General features: G+C 61.5%; 10 protein-coding genes and 1 tRNA gene. 1 reads left to right on the top strand and 10 read right to left on the bottom strand.

The genetic code is table 11. The features are described from left to right. Positions 1–2 precede the first annotated feature (2 nt). From mgtA to MAMT_RS02775, 7 genes are all read right to left on the bottom strand, one after another. The gene (gene mgtA / locus MAMT_RS02805) at positions 3–2,768 is read right to left on the bottom strand and encodes a magnesium-translocating P-type ATPase (RefSeq protein ID WP_142659445.1); all 2,766 of its coding nucleotides are present in this window, start codon (positions 2,766–2,768) and stop codon (positions 3–5) included. Positions 2,769–3,029: 261 nt separating this feature from the next. Next, the gene (locus MAMT_RS02800; protein ID WP_142659443.1) at positions 3,030–5,096 is read right to left on the bottom strand and encodes an NAD(+) synthase; all 2,067 of its coding nucleotides are present in this window, start codon (positions 5,094–5,096) and stop codon (positions 3,030–3,032) included. Between the two features lie 96 nt (positions 5,097–5,192). After that, entirely contained in the window at positions 5,193–7,145 is a 1,953-nt protein-coding gene (locus tag MAMT_RS11755; protein ID WP_178086879.1) for a FecR domain-containing protein, read from the bottom strand. 100 nt (positions 7,146–7,245) lie between these two features. Further along, positions 7,246–8,154 carry a hypothetical protein gene (locus tag MAMT_RS02790; RefSeq protein WP_178086878.1) on the bottom strand — a complete coding sequence of 303 codons (909 nt, stop codon included), beginning with the start codon at positions 8,152–8,154 and terminating at the stop codon, positions 7,246–7,248. Positions 8,155–8,174: 20 nt separating this feature from the next. After that, positions 8,175–8,972, bottom strand: coding sequence for a hypothetical protein (locus MAMT_RS02785; protein WP_246186490.1), 798 nt, complete (start codon positions 8,970–8,972; stop codon positions 8,175–8,177). A 57-nt stretch (positions 8,973–9,029) separates the two neighbouring features. Then, positions 9,030–10,652, bottom strand: a complete 1,623-nt coding sequence (locus MAMT_RS02780) for a coiled-coil domain-containing protein (RefSeq protein WP_142659440.1) — start codon at positions 10,650–10,652, stop codon at positions 9,030–9,032. A 105-nt stretch (positions 10,653–10,757) separates the two neighbouring features. Then, positions 10,758–13,313, bottom strand: a complete 2,556-nt coding sequence (locus tag MAMT_RS02775) for a DNA methyltransferase (RefSeq protein WP_178086877.1) — start codon at positions 13,311–13,313, stop codon at positions 10,758–10,760. A 277-nt stretch (positions 13,314–13,590) separates the two neighbouring features. Here MAMT_RS02775 and MAMT_RS02770 point away from each other — a divergent pair, with 277 nt between their 5' ends. After that, on the top strand, positions 13,591–14,436 hold the full coding sequence (locus MAMT_RS02770) for a hypothetical protein (protein WP_142659436.1): 846 nt from the start codon (positions 13,591–13,593) through the stop codon (positions 14,434–14,436). A 106-nt stretch (positions 14,437–14,542) separates the two neighbouring features. On the opposite strand, the gene MAMT_RS02765 is transcribed toward MAMT_RS02770, so the two are convergent. The 3 genes from MAMT_RS02765 to MAMT_RS11270 all read right to left on the bottom strand — a co-directional run. Then, positions 14,543–16,765, bottom strand: a complete 2,223-nt coding sequence (locus MAMT_RS02765; RefSeq protein WP_246186489.1) for a CDC48 family AAA ATPase — start codon at positions 16,763–16,765, stop codon at positions 14,543–14,545. 139 nt (positions 16,766–16,904) lie between these two features. Continuing rightward, positions 16,905–16,989 (bottom strand) — tRNA-Leu (locus tag MAMT_RS02760). 37 nt (positions 16,990–17,026) lie between these two features. Next, positions 17,027–17,685, bottom strand: a 659-nt coding sequence (locus tag MAMT_RS11270) for a hypothetical protein (RefSeq protein WP_178086876.1), incomplete at its 5' end; no start/stop codon positions are given.

The following is a 17,685-nucleotide window of genomic DNA, read 5'->3' as shown; positions in this document are numbered from 1 at the left end:
GCTCACAGCCATTCGCCGAAGCGCCGGACATACCAATTCTTCACAAGCTGCGTGAGAACGCAGTAGGCGAGGAGAATCCCCCAGAGCCAAAAGTAGAAATTCATCGGTAGGGGAACCAACCCGGCTGCCGCTCCAAATGGTGTGGCCAGGATGACCTGTCCCACCACGAAGACAAGGATTGTCGCCACAACCAGCGGCCACGCCGCGACACTCTGAAAAAACGGAATTTTTCGAGTTCGAATCATGTGAACGATCAAGCTTTGGGAAAGAAGACTCTCGAGGAACCAGCCCGACTGAAAGAGCGATTGATGGGCCGGGCTGTTCGCCTGAAAAACGAACCAGAGCGCCGCAAAGGTCGCGTAGTCGAAGATCGAGCTGATCGGGCCGATGATGACCATGAAACGGCCGATGCTCTCCGCTTCCCATTTCCTTGGCTTGGCGATGAACTCATCATCCATGCGATCCCAGGGAATCAGCGTCTGGGACAGATCGTAGATCAGATTGATGATTAGAAGTTGGAGAGGTTTCATCGGGAGGAAGGGCAACAGGGCTGCCGACCCCAAGACGCTCAAGACGTTTCCGAAGTTCGAGCTCGTCGCCATCTTGATGTATTTGACGATGTTGCCGAACATTCTCCGGCCCTCCACCACGGCCTCCTCAAGAATCATAAGATTCTTCTCCAGGAGGATGACGTCGGCCGACTCCTTGGCGATGTCGACGGCGGTATCCACGGAGATGCCGACATCGGCCTCCCGCAGCGCCGGGGCATCGTTGATTCCGTCTCCGAGAAAGCCGACCGCATGCCCTCCCGCTCGTAGCGCACGGATGACACGAGCCTTTTGCAAGGGAGCCATCTTGACGAAAGCGGTCGTCTTCTCCGAAGCGGCGACCAGTTCCTCTTCAGAAAGCTTCTCGATCTCGAAGCCACGTAACATTCCTTTGATCTCCAGCCCGACCCAGTCACAGATCCGTGCGGTCACGATCTCGTTGTCCCCGGTGATCACTTTCACCTCGACCCCCGACTTCTGCAGCGCCTGGATCGCGGGGCCCGCGTCGTGTTTCGGCGGATCCAGAAAGGCGATAAAGCCGCAAAACGTGAGGTCGTTCTCATCCGCAGAGGTCACTGTCGAGCCCACCTGCTCGGGCAACTGCTTGTAAGCGACCGCCAGGACTCTCATCCCGTCGCGGTTGAGCTCGTCGCGCAAGGTCAAGGCGTGACGTTTCATCTCTTTGGAAAAGGGGACGATCGCCTCCCCTTCTTTCACCTGGCTGCAGATCCGGATCATCTCCTCGACGGCCCCCTTGGTGATCAGTAAGTCTCGGCCTGTGGAGGTCCTGCGTGCCACAACCGACATGCGACGCCGTTCGAAATCGAAGGGGAGCTCGTCGACCTTCTGAAATTGGGGGATCAGCCGCGTCCCGATCTCGCGCTGTTCGAGGACCGCGGCATCGAGGAGGTTGCGAAGGCCGCTCTGATAATAGCTGTTCAGGTAAGCATACTCCAACACCTCCGGGTTTTCTTCGCCCTCGAGGTCCAAGAAACGCTCCAGGATGATCTTGTCATGGGTCAAGGTTCCCGTCTTATCGGTGCAGAGCACGTCCATTGCTCCGATGTTTTGAATCGCATTGAGCCGCTTGGTGATCACCTTCTTGCGGGAAAGACTGATCGCTCCCTTAGCCAAGGCCCCTGTGACGATCATCGGCAGCATCGCCGGAGTCAGCCCAACGCCGATGGCGAGAGCAAAGAGAAACGCCTCGGTCCAGTTTCCTTTCGTGAATCCGTTAAGTAAGAGCACGATCGGGATCATTGTGCCGATCACCTTCACCAGCAGCCAACTCACCCGGCTGACACTCTGATCGAAGCTGGTCGTCGCCCGATAACCGCGGATCCCCTTGGCCAGCGCACCAAAATAGCTCGACGGACCAGTATGCAAGGCGACGGCCGTGCCCGTGCCGGAGATTACATTGGTTCCAAGGAAGGCAATGTTCGGAAGGCCGAAGACATCAACGGGGCGTTCCACCCCGCCCGCCGGACTCATGGCGGAATCAAACTTTTCTACCGGGAAGGACTCTCCGGAAAGAGCCGCCTGACTCACAAAAAGATCCCGGGTGGCGAGGAGCCGCACGTCGGCAGGGATCATGTCGCCGGCCGAGAGATGGATAATGTCGCCTGGAACGATTTCGCGCAGAGGAATCTCTCGGCCCCGAGCCATCTCGGGAGTCGGAAGACCGTCTTCCGGCTCTGTCCAGCGCCGGCGAACCATGGCGGTCGTGCGGACCATCGCCTTGAGCTTTTCGACCGCACGGCTCGACTCGAACTCCTGAAAGAAGCGGAGAAGAACGCTCACCGCGATCATCAGGGCCATGATGAAGACGCCGTACCGCTCTCCTAGCCAACCCGCCATTACGGCCATGAAGGACAAGAGAATTGCGAAAGGATTGAGGTAGCTCCAAAGGAGCATCTGCGCCCAGTTCGGCGGCTTCTCGGAATGGACTTCGTTATGCCCGTGCTCTTCCAGCCGCCTCTCTGCTTCTTCCTCTTCGAGGCCGGCATCCGACGTACCCAATTCCTGCAAGAGATCGGACACCGGCGTCCGGCTCAGAGTCCAGAGGCGTCGAGCGATCGCCTTTTCCGTCTCTCGCAGAGCGGATTCCTTGGCACGCTCCTTGCTTTTCCTCTGTTCAAGGATCGAATGCCAGAGCGCGAAGGGAAGACCCGCGATCCGACGGTAGATCGATTCGGTCGAGTTGGTCGGGGCTCTACTCATGGGTCGGTTCCGCTCGCCCGGCCGCCGCGCTCCGTCGGCACTCGGGCAATCCCGTCCGCGAACTTGGAACGAGAACAGGAGGCCGCGAAGGCATCCCCTCTTACCCAAACCCTTTACAAGAGAAAAGCAAAAGTCTTCTTTCCCGCGCAGTCCCACGGCAAGCGGCTGCTTCTTCTCTTGCCTGCCTCAGCGCCAGAGGTGCAATCAGAGAAGATCCCTTTTGCCGATCGCATCCCGAGTCCTAGTCCTTACCGAAACCGGTTAGCGCGGACCGGAAAGATTTGGCTCCTGCTCCGGAATTGCGTCGCAACCGGCCAGCCAAACCATTGCCGGGCTGTCGCTCGGCGCCCGATAGTCTCCCCTGGGGGAAAGAGAGCCTCCGGAGCCGACCTTCGGAGCGTTCGGGATGCAGCTCCGCTTGAATTGGCTCTCGGCAAAAAATCGTCGCAAAAAGAGGCGCAGCCACCCTTTGATTTCGGCAATCGACCATTGCGGCCTCTCCAGCTCTCCGCTCGGCCATGACCCGTGATTGCGATCGTTCCATGCGGTCCATGCCAGGAAGGCGACCTTCGCCGGACGGTAGCCGAAACGAAGAATGTAATAGAGATGGAAGTCCTGCAGGGAATAAGGTCCGACCACCGCTTCGGACCGTTGCTCGGGCTGATCTCCATTGCCCCCGGGGATCAGCTCCGGGCTGATCTCGGTCGCCAGAATTTCCCGAAGGAGGTCGCTCGTCTCCGATCCCAGCGCCTCCCGCTCGGCCTCCCACGCGATCAGATGCCGAATCAGGGTCTTGGGCACGCTCGCATTGACATGGTAATGGGCCATCTGGTCGCCCACTCCGTACGTGCACCAACCGAGGGCCATCTCGCTCAGATCGCTTGTCCCTACGACCAGAGCATTCTGGACGTTGGCTAACCGGAAGAGATGGCTCGTCCTCTCCCCCGCCTGGACATTTTCGAAGGTCGTATCGTAAACCGCCTTTCCCTGGGCCGCAGGGTGACCGATATCTCGGAGCATCTGATTGCAACTGGGCCGAACGTCGATCTGGTGCGCCGTACAGCCCAAGGCGGCCATGAGCTTGATTGCCTGTGCCAAGGTCCGTTCGCTCGTTCCAAAGGAGGGCATCGTATAGGCAAGGACGTTGCTCCTCGGCAACCCGAGCCGATCCATCGCCCGGCAGGTCACGAGCAGCGCCTGAGTCGAATCGAGCCCGCCCGAAATTCCTAGAACCGCCTTTTGGAGGCCGGCCGCCTGCAAGCGCGTCGCCAGACCCTGCACTTGAATCTGATAGATTTCTCGGCATCGCTCTTCTTTACGTCGCAGATCGCTGGCCACGTAAGGAAAGCGCTCGTAGACGCGCTCCAGCGGAAGCACTCCTTCTCGGGGAAGATCCGCCTGAAAGGGGATGCGCCGAAAGTCTTCGATCCGATCTCGATGTTCAAAGCGGCTTTGCGCAAAGGTCCCTTGACGGCGGCGATCGACTGCCAGCCTCTCCAAGTCGATCTCGGCGGTGACGACCTGATTGACATCCAGGAAGCGCTCGGTTTCGGCCAGTCGGTTCCCGTTCTCATAAATCATTCCGTGTCCGTCCCAAGCGAGGTCGGTCGTCGATTCGCCCCACCCGGCTGCAGTATAGAGATAGGCGGCAAGACAGCGAGCCGATTGGTTGCTCACCAGTTCGCGGCGATAGTCATCCTTGCCGATCGTGATGTTCGATGCGGAAAGGTTGATCAACACGGTCGCTCCGGCCATCGCCGCGTAGGAAGAAGGCGGAATCGGAACCCAGAGATCTTCGCAGATCTCCACCGCGAAGACAAAAAGAGGTTCGTCCACCGCCGCAAAGAGAAGGCGGCTGCCGAAAGGGACTGCGTCCCCACCCACGACAATTTCCTGCTCCCGGGCATATTCAGCCGGAGCAAACTGACGAAGCTCGTAAAATTCCCGATAGTTCGGCAAGTAGGTCTTTGGGACGATTCCCAAGATCCGGCCGCGGTAGACCACCGCAGCACAATTGTAGAGAGCCCCATTGACCTCCAAGGGCAAACCTACGACCGCCACGATGGACAAACGGAGGGAAGCCTCCCGAATCCGCAGGAGAGCGTCCCGACATGCTTCGAGGAGAGCAGCCTGTCCAAAGAGATCTTCGCAGGAGTAGCCGGAGAGGCCCAACTCCGGAAAGACGGCCAGCACGGCATGCCGCTCGTCCGCCTGCTCTAGCAGAGCAATCGTCCGTTCCGCATTCGCCAAGGGGTCGGCGATCCGTACCACCGGGATCCCGACTGCGACGCGGATGAACCCATGATTGTAGAAATTAAAGAATTCCACGCTTGCCCGTACCAGGGAAACATCGCAAAGGGCGATTGAGCGAGGAAGAGTTTTTTCTTGGGAGGAGCTTCTCCCCTTTCCGGACTCGCTCTGCTTCTACCGGCGACCGCCCCCTCCGTGAAACCCTCCTCCTCCTCCGCGAAAGCCCCCGCCTCCTCGATACCCGCCCAATCCTCCTCCCCGGTATCCGCCGTAGCCACCGCCTCGATAGCCACTGCCCGTGAATCCACGAAAGCCACTTCCAAAATTCCGTCCGCCTGCCGAGGCGCCTCGGAACGTGCCCGCGCCACTCCGCATTCCGCCGGCACGTCCTCCCGCAGCCCCGCGCCAACTGTGAGAACCCGCGCCCGAGGCACCGCGACCCGCGGTGCTCTGGAAATGAGCCATTCCGCCGGAACCACCCGCCCCGCGCCAAGAACCGGCGCCCCCACGGGCGGCGCCGCCGGTATAGCCGCTCCAGGAGCCGGCCCGCGCCCCCGAAAAGCTCCCCATCCCGCCCCGGTTGGCCATCCCGCCGCCTCCAAAATGACTCCAGCCAAACTTGCCGGCTCCCGCCGCACCCCCGGTTCGGGCTCCGCCGCCTGCTCCTGCGACACCTCCCTTCTCGCCGCCAAAGTGGCTCCAGCCGCCCGAGGCGGCTCCCCCGGCATGGGTTCCGCCCGCGTTCCCAGCGGTCCCGTGGGCACCTCCGCTGGATGCCCCTGCCTTTTGCTCTCTTCCTGCCATCCCCGCTTGTCCGTGGGTGCCGGCAGCGGTGGCGGCCGTATGCGCTCCTCCGGAGGCCGCTGGGGCACCGGCATGGTCGGCAGTTGCTGCTCCTGCCTTACTCTCCGCAGCCGTTGTCGCTGCGCGGCCGGTGGTCCCCCCGGCCCCCTGCGTCGCCCCCGGATGAGTTCCGGCAGCCGTCGCGGCCCCACCATGAGCGCCCGTGGCGCCGGCGGTGCCTGTGCCATGGGCACCCGCCTGCTGTCCCGCAGAGCCGGCCCTCGTCACATTGGTGACGTTCCTGGTGTTGTTGATGTTATTGATGTTCGTGATATTCGTCCGATTGAAGGCGCCCATCCCGCCCCATCCGAAGCCTCCCCAGCCGAACATCGGCCAGCCAAAGCCGAAACCCATGCCCATGCCAAAGCCCAGTCCCATGCCCATGCCAAATCCGAACATCGGCCAGCCAAAGCCGAAACCCATGCCCATGCCAAAGCCCCAAGGATAACCCCAGCCACCCCACCCCCAGGGACCCCACCAGGGATAGTAAGGCATGAAAGGTGCGCCGGCGTATAACCCCATGCCCGGCCATCCGCCGTATCCATACGCCGAGGGAGGCGCGGTCGCTCCTACGAAGATATTGGTCACGTTTCGGCCGGTATCCTCGGAGTAGCCGTGAGAGGTAGGGTAGTCATCCCACAAGGAGGAGGGGGGCGTCGCCGCTTTCGCCGCCGCCATCTCGACCGAGTCGCGTTTTTGGTTCCACTGGTCCCACGAATCGGTTGCCGGTGCATCGACTACTTGGTACTCCGGATTGGTCTTTCCCTGGACGACGATCATCTTTCCTTCAGGGAGATCCACCGATCCCTCGGAAGAGACGGCCCGCGCGTCACCCTTGCGCACGATCGCCGTCGTCGTTTCGCCTTCCACCTTGACCCGATAGTCTCCTTCCTGAACCGGCTGGAGGCTCACCCCGGGCGTATCAATGGCAATATCCCGGTGGTTGCCGCCGAAAACCGAATAGGTCGCCGTTCCTCGGACCAGTTCGGCCTTGATGGCGGAGGAGCTTAGGTTGCTGATCCGCGCTTCGCCCTCTTCTCCCAGACGAAGGAAATTGTTGCGATCGATCCGGACCTCCGCTGCGGATTTGGGTCCGGTTCGAATCCGATCTCCAGGATCGAGCTTTTCTCGGGGATGCACGGCCTGCCAGATCTCCGATCCAGCCTTTTGCCGCGACACCGATCCGTGATACTCCGAAAGCTGCGCAGTCTCTGAATTGGAATTGCCGAAAACAGGAAGGACGGAACAGGCCAAGATAATGGCGACGAGTGGCAGGCGCCTCATAGCACCCTCCTTGTATATACGGATTAGATAGCTGCCTTCCGGCGGTTGCAAAGACAAATCCGCATGACCACAGGGCGATCGCCCCACCGAAGGCGTTCGATCAGTAGACGCGGAGCGGGGTACGACGCCAAACGAGGTGGGTGAGCCCGTAGAGCTCCCACGCAAAGGGCGGGTAGCCGAGGTAGCCCGGTAGAGGCATCGCAAAAAGATGCCAGAAGTCGAAGAAGGGAATGTGATAGGCCCAATAGGGGTAGGATCGGCTGTTCCAAAGCTCCCAAAAAAAGCCGCAGAAGAGCCCGGCGAGGCCAAAGGAGACCAAGGGACGCCAGTCCCCTCTCCCGATCGCCTTCAGCAGGGACGGCCTCCCTCTCCAAGCGTTGATCGGATCAATCAGGCAGACAAGCGACGTCCAGAGAAACGGAAAAAAGAGCTTCGGAAAGAGGAGGAAGAGGCTGAACATCCCCAATCCGGCAACAAAGACCGAGAAAAGCCACTGCTTCCCGGTCGTCCGCCTATCCTCCCGTCGGCAACGCGAAAGCCACGAAAAGCTTCCCATCCATTCGGAGGTCACCAGCACCGCGGGAAGCACCGTCGAAAAACTAAGGGAGGAGCAGAGGACAAAGAGCCACGGAGAAAAGTCTTCCTCGCCCACGTAAACCCAATTTTGAGCGCGGAGATTGAAAAGCTCGAAGAGCCACCAGATTACCGAAGAGAGAGGAAAGAGAGTGATAAACCAACGGCCATCCCGGCTCAGGAGGGAACTGCCGCTCCGCCGGGAGACCAGTCCGTCCATCGCCAAGATGTAGCCTAACCAGAGCGGGAAGAAGAGCCAGGCGGTCCGAGGACCGGGAAGAAACCAGTTGAGCGGCCAGAAGAGGGATACCAGGATGAGGCCGAGCCTCAGTTCTCTTCGGCCGATCGCCCTCTGCCGCTCCTCGTCCGGACTCCTGCTCGCTTCCATAGGAATCGGTCGGGGCTCATTTCCGTTCCGCCCCGAGTCGTCCATCACGCAGCATCCCTATCTCAGCCTTACCGGACACTCCGCTTCCGCCCCTTCCTTTTGCCGGCGGCCTGAGGAGAGGAGCGATCCTCCTCGCCTGCTGCCCCATCTTTTTGCTTGATGGCTTGATAGAGGATGGCCTCTTCCAGGTAAGTGATCCAGGGACCCGGGGGAACATCCCACCGGTCGACGAAGCGCCAATTGACCCGATCCCGCCCCCCCAAGCCGAGGTACTCCTTGACCGCCGGCGAGACATCGATCCCGGCCGAAGCGCGCGGTCGATGCCCTCCAAAGACATAGGCCGCGTCATTTGAAATAAACGGGCCGGAGTCCATCCACTGGGCATAGACGCGCTTCCCGTCCGGCCTTTCGATCTCGACCCAATGCCCTTCGCATCGGGATCGACCATCGGCGGACTCGGAGCCGTGCCACGGGATCCATTGCCTGGCCAACGCCGGATGCGCGAGGTCGTTGAAAGGCAGAGCCACATAAAAGGGATTCAAGGTCGCCGCATGGGTTCCCGGCAGCAGGCCCGCTCGGGCCTCCGGGCGATCTTCCCCCCCGAAATGGCGCACCCAGCGCGCATCCCACGCGCTTTGCAAATTGCCGCTCGGGCTCTGCGGAGCCCAGTCGGTTCCGATCCAAAAGACGGTAGCGACGATCCCCCGATGCCACGGATAGGTCGAGGAGCCCTGGGAATGCTCCTTCCGCCCCGTTGCGTTGCGCTCCGCCGAATAGACCGTCGACTCCTTGACGCAAAGCAGTAGTCCGAAAAGCGGCAACAAGATCCTGCTCCAGCTACTCCCCAGGCCTGTTGTTCGCTTCATCGGATCGGTATTCCGGCAGGTTCGCCCTAGACTCGGGGCCGTATCAGCCCGTCGTCTCTATCCTCCGATCAAATTCGCGATCTGCCGGCGGACGCGATTGAGGCCGCGAACGACCTCGTCCTCGACGGCGGAGCCGTTGCGGCGGCGATGGACCTGCTTTTTCTTCGCCTCGGCGGTCTTCTTCGACCCGGCCTCCTTCTTCTGGGCCGTCTGCGTCGGCTGCTCGCTTGGTTGCTCTTCGGGCGCCTCGCCGCCCGCCTCTCCCGGCTGCTCCGCTGGCTGCTCCGTCGGCGTCGTCTGGTGGCCCGAGGATGCGCTCCAAGGATTCCGGCCGCGGGGAAGAGGAACCGCTCGCTCAGGAGCTGAAGTCCTTAATCCATTCGTTGCGGGAGCGGGAGGAGCCGATCGAGCCGAGTTCATGCGGTTGAGCTCGGACTGAAGCTCCTGCACTCGGTTTTCGAGACTGCTTTTCTGCCCAGCCACCGAGCTCAGAAGGCGCTCTTGCTGCTTTCGAGTGCGAATCAGCTCTTCCTCGAGCTTCCGGACCCGGTCGTTTAAGGCCGCAACCTCCGAAGCATTGGCGGTCGTCGTCGTCTCCAAGCGGCGAATCTCCTTTCTCCCCTGGATGCGGGCCACCTCTGCCTGAATGCGCTCCATCTGGGAGCGGAGTTGAACGACCTCTTGGGCTTGAGCGGCAACCGGGCTCTCCGCCGAGAGCCGTTCCTGCTCCTTTTGCGCTTGCGACAACTGATCTTCGAGCTTCTGAACGGTTCCCTCGAGTTGAACGACCCGCTCCGCCCCCTCTTTCTGCCCGCCGGCCGCTTGTGCCGCCGTCTCCTGGGCGGCCTTGGCTTGCGAAAGCTCGTTCTGCAGCACGGCCACCTGGCTGCCCAGCTCCTGCATCTTCTGCTGGACGGCCTTCTGTTGCTGCGTCCTCTCTTGCAAGGTCTTGGCATGAGCAAGCTGCCCTTGTAGGTCTTGGAGACGCTTTTCCAAGCGAGCCCGCTCCTGCGTCTTCTGCCGGTTGTGCCTGAGTTGCGCTACCTGAGCGTTCAGAGAGTCGACCTGCGATGAAAGGGAGCCGATCTTCGCGATCTCGGCCTGGTTCTCTGTTTCTTCCGCGATCTGCTTGGTGCGGGCCGTCTTGAGCTCGGTTAGCTCGCCCTGGAGCTTTCCCAGGAGATCGCGGAGCTCGAGCATCTGCTGGTTGACCTGGGCCTTGTCCGCATTGCTCTCCCGGCTCGTTTCCAGCTTGGCGAGCTTATCCTCCACCTCTTGGAGGCGTCCCTCTACCGGCAAGGAAGGCCCCGGGGACGGCGCCGATGGAATCCCCGCCACCCGTTTTTCCACCTCGGCGAGCTGCTTGTGGATATAGGCCAGCCGGTATTCGACGATCTGTCTTTCCCACTGGGGATGAGAGTGATGGAGCTCTTGCAACGCCGCTTGCGCCTCCCGGTATTGCTGCGCCGCTTTCGTATAGAATCCCTGTCCCGCCGCCCGGTCCGCGTCCTGGATTTCCACGTAGATCTGCAAAAAGCGATCCTGCGGAGAACCGCCGGCGGAGTTCTGAGCCCCCCGCACCACCGACACACCCACCGAACAAAGAACGCACAGGACGGCCACGGACCGCAGCCCGCTCCCGATCGAAAAACCGCTCCCGCCGATTTTGCGCATCGCCATTTTTATAACGCTTTTTATAAATAACATTAACCCGCCGCAACCACTCTGACTACGCTCCGCAGCATCGGATTCTTCACTTTTCCTGAAACTCCGGAGCATTCCCGGCTACTTCGCCCTCTCCCTCGGCAAGCTTCTCACCACCAGCAGTTCCGTTCCGCGGTCATCCATCGTCTTGACGGCGATCCGCCGATGCCTTCCTGGCCGAAACCAGGAGCTCACCCTGCCGGTAAGCTGCCTTTGCATCCTATCCGTCATGACTCCCCCCAGCGCGCGCCCCACGACTTGCCACGCCTCCGTTCGTGGGAAAAACGCCCCGATCGGCACAAAGCAGCGCCCATCGTAATCGGCATCCAAGAACCATGCGGGCGACTCTTCGGCCTTTCGACGCTCGTATGCTTCTTTCTCGGGGTCAAAGACGGTCATGCCGACGAACTCGACCTTCCACAGCTCCTCCTCTCCGCCCGATAGCGACTTCACCCGGATCTCCGGAATCCCGCTCAAGGAAAAGATCTGGCTGGAGCGCGTCGACTTGAGTAAGGACCCCATGAGCAGATCGAGGCTCGCCTGGACATAATGGAGTCGAACGCCGGCTCGTTGTTGTCTGCGCACGCAATCCAGACCCGCAGCGTCGATTCCAAACCCCACGACGTAGAGATCCTGGTAGCCCATTCTCTCCGCCTCCCGGACGACTTTACGCACCAAGGACTCCCCGATGGGCTGCCTCTTGGGCCCAAAGGCAATCCCGACCCGTCTGCCGGCCACCTCGGCTTCCGCGCCCAAAAGACAGGACTTGTCCGGCTTCCGAAGCTTTTGAAGTGCGATTCTCCGCCTCCCGCTCGCTTCGAAGACGGGGGAGAGGTGGAGCACTTCCCGCATCCGCGCCTCAAACGAGGGATCCTCTTCAGAGGACTCCTCGTCCTCGGCACTTGTCGGCAAGAGCCCCTCGACCGAAATCGGGCCGGAAAGCCGAATTCTGCCGTGTGCCTCTTCCGGACAATCGACCAGAACCTCCTCCTGTGCGGGCAGATCCTTGGCAATCGACTCGAGGGTGACATGGGGCACGATCCCGCCGATCTCTTCTCCCTTGGCGTTTTGCCTCCTCGCATAGAGAAAGCCTACCGTCGGCCCCTGCTCGGGATCTCGAAGGAGATAGTCCGGAAAGACCGCCGTCAGCAGGCGCAACCGCGTCAGCGCGAGCGGCACACAACCGGCATCCACGCAGATCCAGCGCCTTCCCCAACGCTCGGCGACGGCGGCAGTCGTCCCACTGCCGCAAGTCGGGTCGAGCACGAGATCTCCGGGATCCGTCGTCATGAGAAGGCACCTCTCCACCACGCGCTCCACGGTCTCCACGACGTACCGCCGGTTCCGCTGAAAGCTCGGCCGGGCATCCGCCCAGTGATTGGTCAATCCTACCACCGGGAAATCGGAAAGATACCGCTTGTACATCAGCGTCCGGCCGGTTACGACGAGCCTCCCCATCCTGGCCAGCCTCTCCATCCCCTCCCGCGTCGTCTTCCAATGACTGTTCGCATAGGGTCGAAAAATCTCGCCGCGGAAGGAGAAGGCAAAGCTTCCCGTATTGCTCGCCCCGGCACTCCGCAAATCGCCCAGGGCAAAAATTCTGGCGCCGGGCGGTAAAAGGCCGGGATCGGCCAGTTCCTCCGGCGAGAGTTTCCGGCAGCTTCCCTGCTCCAGCTCCACCCAGCGGTAGTTGGTCGCTCCTTCCGTTCCCGGCCGCTTCCGCTGGTAGAGAGCCTGGTATTTGATCCGCTCCCTCTCCTTGGCATACCAGAGGAGATAATCGGATACACCCCGAAGCAGCTTACCGGGGAGGGCCGAGGTCTTGCGAAACGAGATGAGACGGATGAAGTTCTTCTCCCCGAAAACCTCATCTAAGAGTGTGCGGACATGATGGAGATTCTCTTCTCCGATTTGCAGAAAGAGGCTTCCGGTCTGGTTCAACAGCTCCCGGCAGAGTAGGAGCCGCTCCCGCAGATGGCTTAAATAGGAGGAGAGCCCGAACTCCCAGGAATCCCGATAAGCCTTCACCCGCTCGAATTCGTCCTTCTCCTCGCCGCTCCTTCGTCGGGCAAAAGGTTCGAAGTGGGAGGGAAAGTTCACCCCGTAGGGAGGATCGAAGTAGATCGCTTGGACCTCCCCTCCCCGGTTCTCGCGAAAGAGAAGAGACTCGAGGACCAGGAGCGAATCTCCCAGGACAAGCCGGTTGTGCCACTCGCCAGGGAAGTGATAACTTCCGAAGCTTCCCAGGGCTGGAGCGGGCCGATCTCCTTCCTCCTTTTCGAGAAAAGCCCCGATGATCCTCTCCGCGGAAATCCGCTCCCGACAAAAGAGGCGGGGCGGAGGATGGGCCGGGAGAGAAGTCCGGGCCCTGGAGCCATCCAAGGGCCGGGCAAGCCGGCAAAGCCACTCAACCGCCTCGGCCAATCCTCCCACGCTCGCGACAAGCCGCCCACCGTCCACGAACTCCTGCGGCCGCGAAAACCGATGAGGAGACGGAAGCGATGCCGCTTCGTCGATCCGGGCCAGAAGCCATTGCCGAAATGCCCGCTGGGATTCCGGGGCGCGAACCAGGCCCTGGCAGTCCTCGGGCCCAACCTTGCCTCTTCCTCGAAGACCTTCCCGTCCTCCCTTTGGCATTCTCCGGATCCGGCCTGCCTGTTTCACAAGGTTCGTACCCGAGGGGCCGCGAATGGGCCTGGATCCGAGGCGCGGCGCCATTTTCCACCGGAGCTGTATGAGGACATACGGCAAGGATGGAAAACTAAGCCCAACAAAGCAAACAAGCCCATTGTGCAAGCCGCAGGAGAAAGCTTGGGAGAAATGGCGGCTAGATCCGTGGCTACTCCGTTGCGGGTCAAGGAGCAATTCTTTTTTGGCTGACGGCAAAAGTGACGCATGAGAGCCTTTTCCCATCGTGGCGCGGACGCACTGGAAAGAACGATGCCGGGACTACGTCATTGGACGACAATGCCGAGATGGGGGCTTCTGCTTCTACCGTTCGGATTACATCGAAGAGTCGAATCTCTATGACACAGGCTTTGCGCTTGCCACTTTTCGCGTCTTGGGGGAGAGGTCGCCCCGCCGAGGAGAACTGGAATCCTGGCTTACTGCGCAGAGCGGTCCTCTGTGTCGAAACGCCTCGCTTGCCGCACTCTGGTCCTACGAGCGGGGAGTGCGTCTTCTCGGCCTTAAGTCGGCACGGGAGATTCGGGAGACCGTGGAGCGCCGCATCACAACAGTCCCTCTTCCCTCACGAGAGGAACTGGAGAGTTGGGACGCAAGCGCACTCCTGCGAGACTTATTCCAGGTAGCAAAGCTTTCTGTGTGGAGTTGCTCTCCCCCTCCGGCCCCATGGAGGCAACAACTCTCCGCCTTGCTCGAGGCGCTTCGCGGAGAATCGGGCGCCTTCCCGAAAGATCACGAAAATCTGGTCGATAGCGCGAGGGTTTTTTTCCTGGCTCGCATCTTCCAGATTCCCATCGAGGAAGCGCCCATTCTCTGCTTCGCTCGCCACCAATTGGCCTGTTCCGACGTCTCCGGCTCTTGGTCGACCGAGTCGGCGAGCCTTGAGGCCGTCCGATGCGGTTTGGAACTCCTCGCCGCTTTCTCTCAGCGGCCGGAAGCGCAACGAAGACGGATCCTTGCCTCCCAGATCGAAGCCTGCCAAGTTGCTGCCGGCGGCTTCGGGCGAAGGATCGGCGCCATTCCCACTCTGGCGGACAGCTATCATGGCGCCAAGGCCCTGCACTTCTTGGAATGACGTCGTGCTCTTGATCTCACGCTCCTGCTCCTCAAGAGCGCTGCAGCGAGGCGCTCGTGGTCGATGCTACCTAATCGGCCCGCTTCGCCGGGGCAGTGAGCCGTCGTTAGGGCGGAGGAGAAATGGCTGAGACTTCCCCGGGGGCCACGACAAAAGGGCGGCTACGGGAGACAAAGTGGACCGCCTCCTCCAAGTGGGCCATCCGCAGCCGGTAGTCGCGGAAGACAGGATCTACGGTCGCCTCCCCGTTCGCTTCCAGGTATTCGCGGATCGCGAGCATCGTTCCCTTGAGGCAGACCGCCTCGATCTGGGCACCCGAGCAACCTTCGGTCTGCGCAGCCAGGGCCTCCAGGTCGATGTCGGAGGCAACCGGCTTGCCGCGTAGATGGACCTTCAGGATTTCCCGGCGCTCCCGCAAATCCGGGAGCATGAGGGGAATGATGAGGTCGAAGCGCCCTGGACGCAGAAGTGCGGGATCGATGATGTCAATCCGGTTGGTTGCCCCGAGCACCACGACCCCACGCAGCTCCTCCATCCCGTCCAGCTCCGTCAGAAGGGCTCCCACCACCCGTTCCATCACGCGGCTATCCCCGCTCGCTCCCCGCGACGGGGCAAGCGCGTCGATCTCGTCGAGGAAGACGATGCAGGGAGCGGCACCTCGAGCCCGACGGAAGATTTCCCGTACACCCCGCTCAGATTCGCCAACCCACTTGGATATGAGTGCCGGGCCTTTGATCCCGATAAAGTTGGCCTTGCTTTCGGTCGCGGCCGCTTTGGCCAGCAGAGTCTTTCCCGTCCCGGGCGGTCCATGCAGCAGAATCCCCTTCGCCGGCTTCGCCCCGGCATGCTTAAAGAGCTGCGCGTGGAGCAGAGGCCATGCGAGTGCCTCTTGCAATTCGCGTTTCACGTCGTCCAGCCCTCCGATATCTCCCCAGTGGACGTCAGGCACCTCGGCCATGACCTCCCGTAGCGCCGAGGGTTCGACTTGACGCAGCGCCTCCAGGAAATGGGCTCGCGTGACTTCCTCTCGCGATCCCTCCCCGGTCACGGTGCCAGCCCCATCGTTGGAGCCTAGGGCGAGAAACTCCCGCAACGAAGCCATGGCCGCCTCCCGACAGAGCAGTTCGAGATCGGCACCCAGGTAACCATGGGTGAGATCCGCGAGTTCTTCGAGCTCCACGTCTTCGGCCAGCGGCATCCGCCGGCTATGGATCCGGAGGATTTCCAGCCGCCCATTCCGGTCGGGAATCCCGATCATGATCTCCCGATCAAAGCGGCCTGGACGTCGAAGCGCAGGATCGAGCAGGTTGGGCAGGTTGGTCGCCCCGAGCACGACCACCTGACCCCGCGCCCGTAGGCCATCCATGAGCGAGAGGAGCTGGCCGACCACCCGCTTTTCCATCTCGCCGACGACCGTCTCCCGCTTGGGCGCGAGCGCGTCGATCTCGTCGAAAAAGATGATGCTCGGTGCCTTCTTCTCCGCCTCCTCAAAGATTCGGCGCAACCGCGCTTCGGCCTCCCCGTAATGCTTGTCCAGGATCTCGGGACCGCTCACCGGGAAAAAGCTCGCCTTTGTCATCGCCGCCACCGTCCGGGCAATCAAGGTCTTTCCCGAGCCCGGCGGCCCGTGGAGGAGGATCCCCTTGGGCGCGCCGATCCCAAAGCGCTCGAACAGTTCCGGGTGGCGTAGCGGCAACTCGACCATCTCCCGGACCCGCTGCATCTCCCGGTGGAGACCCCCCACATCCTCGTAGCTGATCCCGCGGGAGCCAGACTCCCGGTCCCTGTCCGCCTCGACGCGCAACTCGGTCGACCCGGACACCACCACAGGCCCATCGGGCTCGGTCTGTGCAACCAGGAAGTCCCTCCTCTTCCCCGCCACCGTGATCCGCACCCGATCCCCGACCAGCAAGGGCCGTCCTTCGACTTGGCGAAGCAGCTCCCGCCGCTCCTGTTGCCCGCGAGGAACCCAGGCCGACGGGATTGGGGTCAGGGTCAGCCGCCGGGCGACACCCGCCACGATCTTGGACAGGGAGACTTTCTCCCCCAGTCCGATCCCGGCGTTCCCCCGGAGGATCGGGTCGATTTGAACGATCCCTCTCTCCGCTTCTTCCGAGCCTTCTCGCAAGACCGCGACTCCAACCGTTCGCCTTGGCCCATCGATCGCCACGACCGCCCCCGGCTGAAGACTCAAGGAGCGCATCTGCTCCATCCCCAGTCGGCAGAGTCCCTTCCCCTCCTCCTGGAGAGGCAGTGCACCCGCGCGCAAAGCCCCATTCCTGCCCCCATTGCGCCGGCAGAGCTTGGCAAGTTTCTCGAAACCTTTCACGAGCCGTTGTGCCTTATTCTGCGAGAGCAGTAACGATTACGCCATCGGGCAACACCCTAGCTCCGCATCCTGGGAAAGCCTGTAATGACAGGTTCAATCCGCTTTTCGGAAGAAGCGATGGGAAAGGGAATTCTTTCCCTGGTGCGCTCGGAGGGATTTGAACCCACACCCCTTGCGGGACTAGAACCTGAATCTAGCGCGTCTGCCGATTCCGCCACGAGCGCGAAGCAACTCATAGGTTGGCGGAGAAGAGAGGCAGCGTCAATCCTTTCTCGGGCTTCGCACACGGCGGCGTCTCGCGCCGCGATCCTGAAAAATCTTCCAAGCCGATTCCTGCTCCGCTTCGATCTGCTTCAACCGGTCTTGCGAACAGACCAGAAGGACTGGACTGTTTCTTGAGGCCGCGATCGCCATCCTCTCCAGGTCAGGCGAAGCTTCGAAGGGGGTCGGATCGACCTCGCGGATGCGCCAGAGTCCGCCGTCTGCGGTGGCACGCCGAACGGTCCATTGAAAGCGATAAGGGGAGCCCGTGGGAGCGACCAGGATTTTATCGCCGAGGGTAAGGACCTGTCCTGGAGACAGGCCTTCGGCAAAGAGGAGACGACGCATGAGTCCCTCTTCGCTCTTACGCGTCCCCGCAGGGATTCCGGTAGGACCGATCCGGACCAGGAACTCGCTGCTCCTCGGCTCGACGGTGACCAGATAGGAGATGCGCACCCCCTCGCGCAACAGCTCCCGGCGGATCGGCCGAAGATCTCGCAGGTCGACCTCGGAAGCAAGATGGCGGCGAAGCGCCAGCCGGACCCCGGACTCGTTGGGCAGCTTTCGGATCCGATCCCACCAGACGAACTTCTCTACGGTGGGAGGAACTGCCCAGAAGCCCAAGTTGCCCTGTTGCAGGCGGGCAAGCCCCGCCTGCC

The sequence above is a fragment of the Methylacidimicrobium tartarophylax genome, from assembly GCF_902143375.2.
Lineage (GTDB): Bacteria > Verrucomicrobiota > Verrucomicrobiia > Methylacidiphilales > Methylacidiphilaceae > Methylacidimicrobium > Methylacidimicrobium tartarophylax.
Note: the sequence above shows the minus strand (reverse complement) of the source record. Positions and strands in the feature narration are given on the sequence as shown.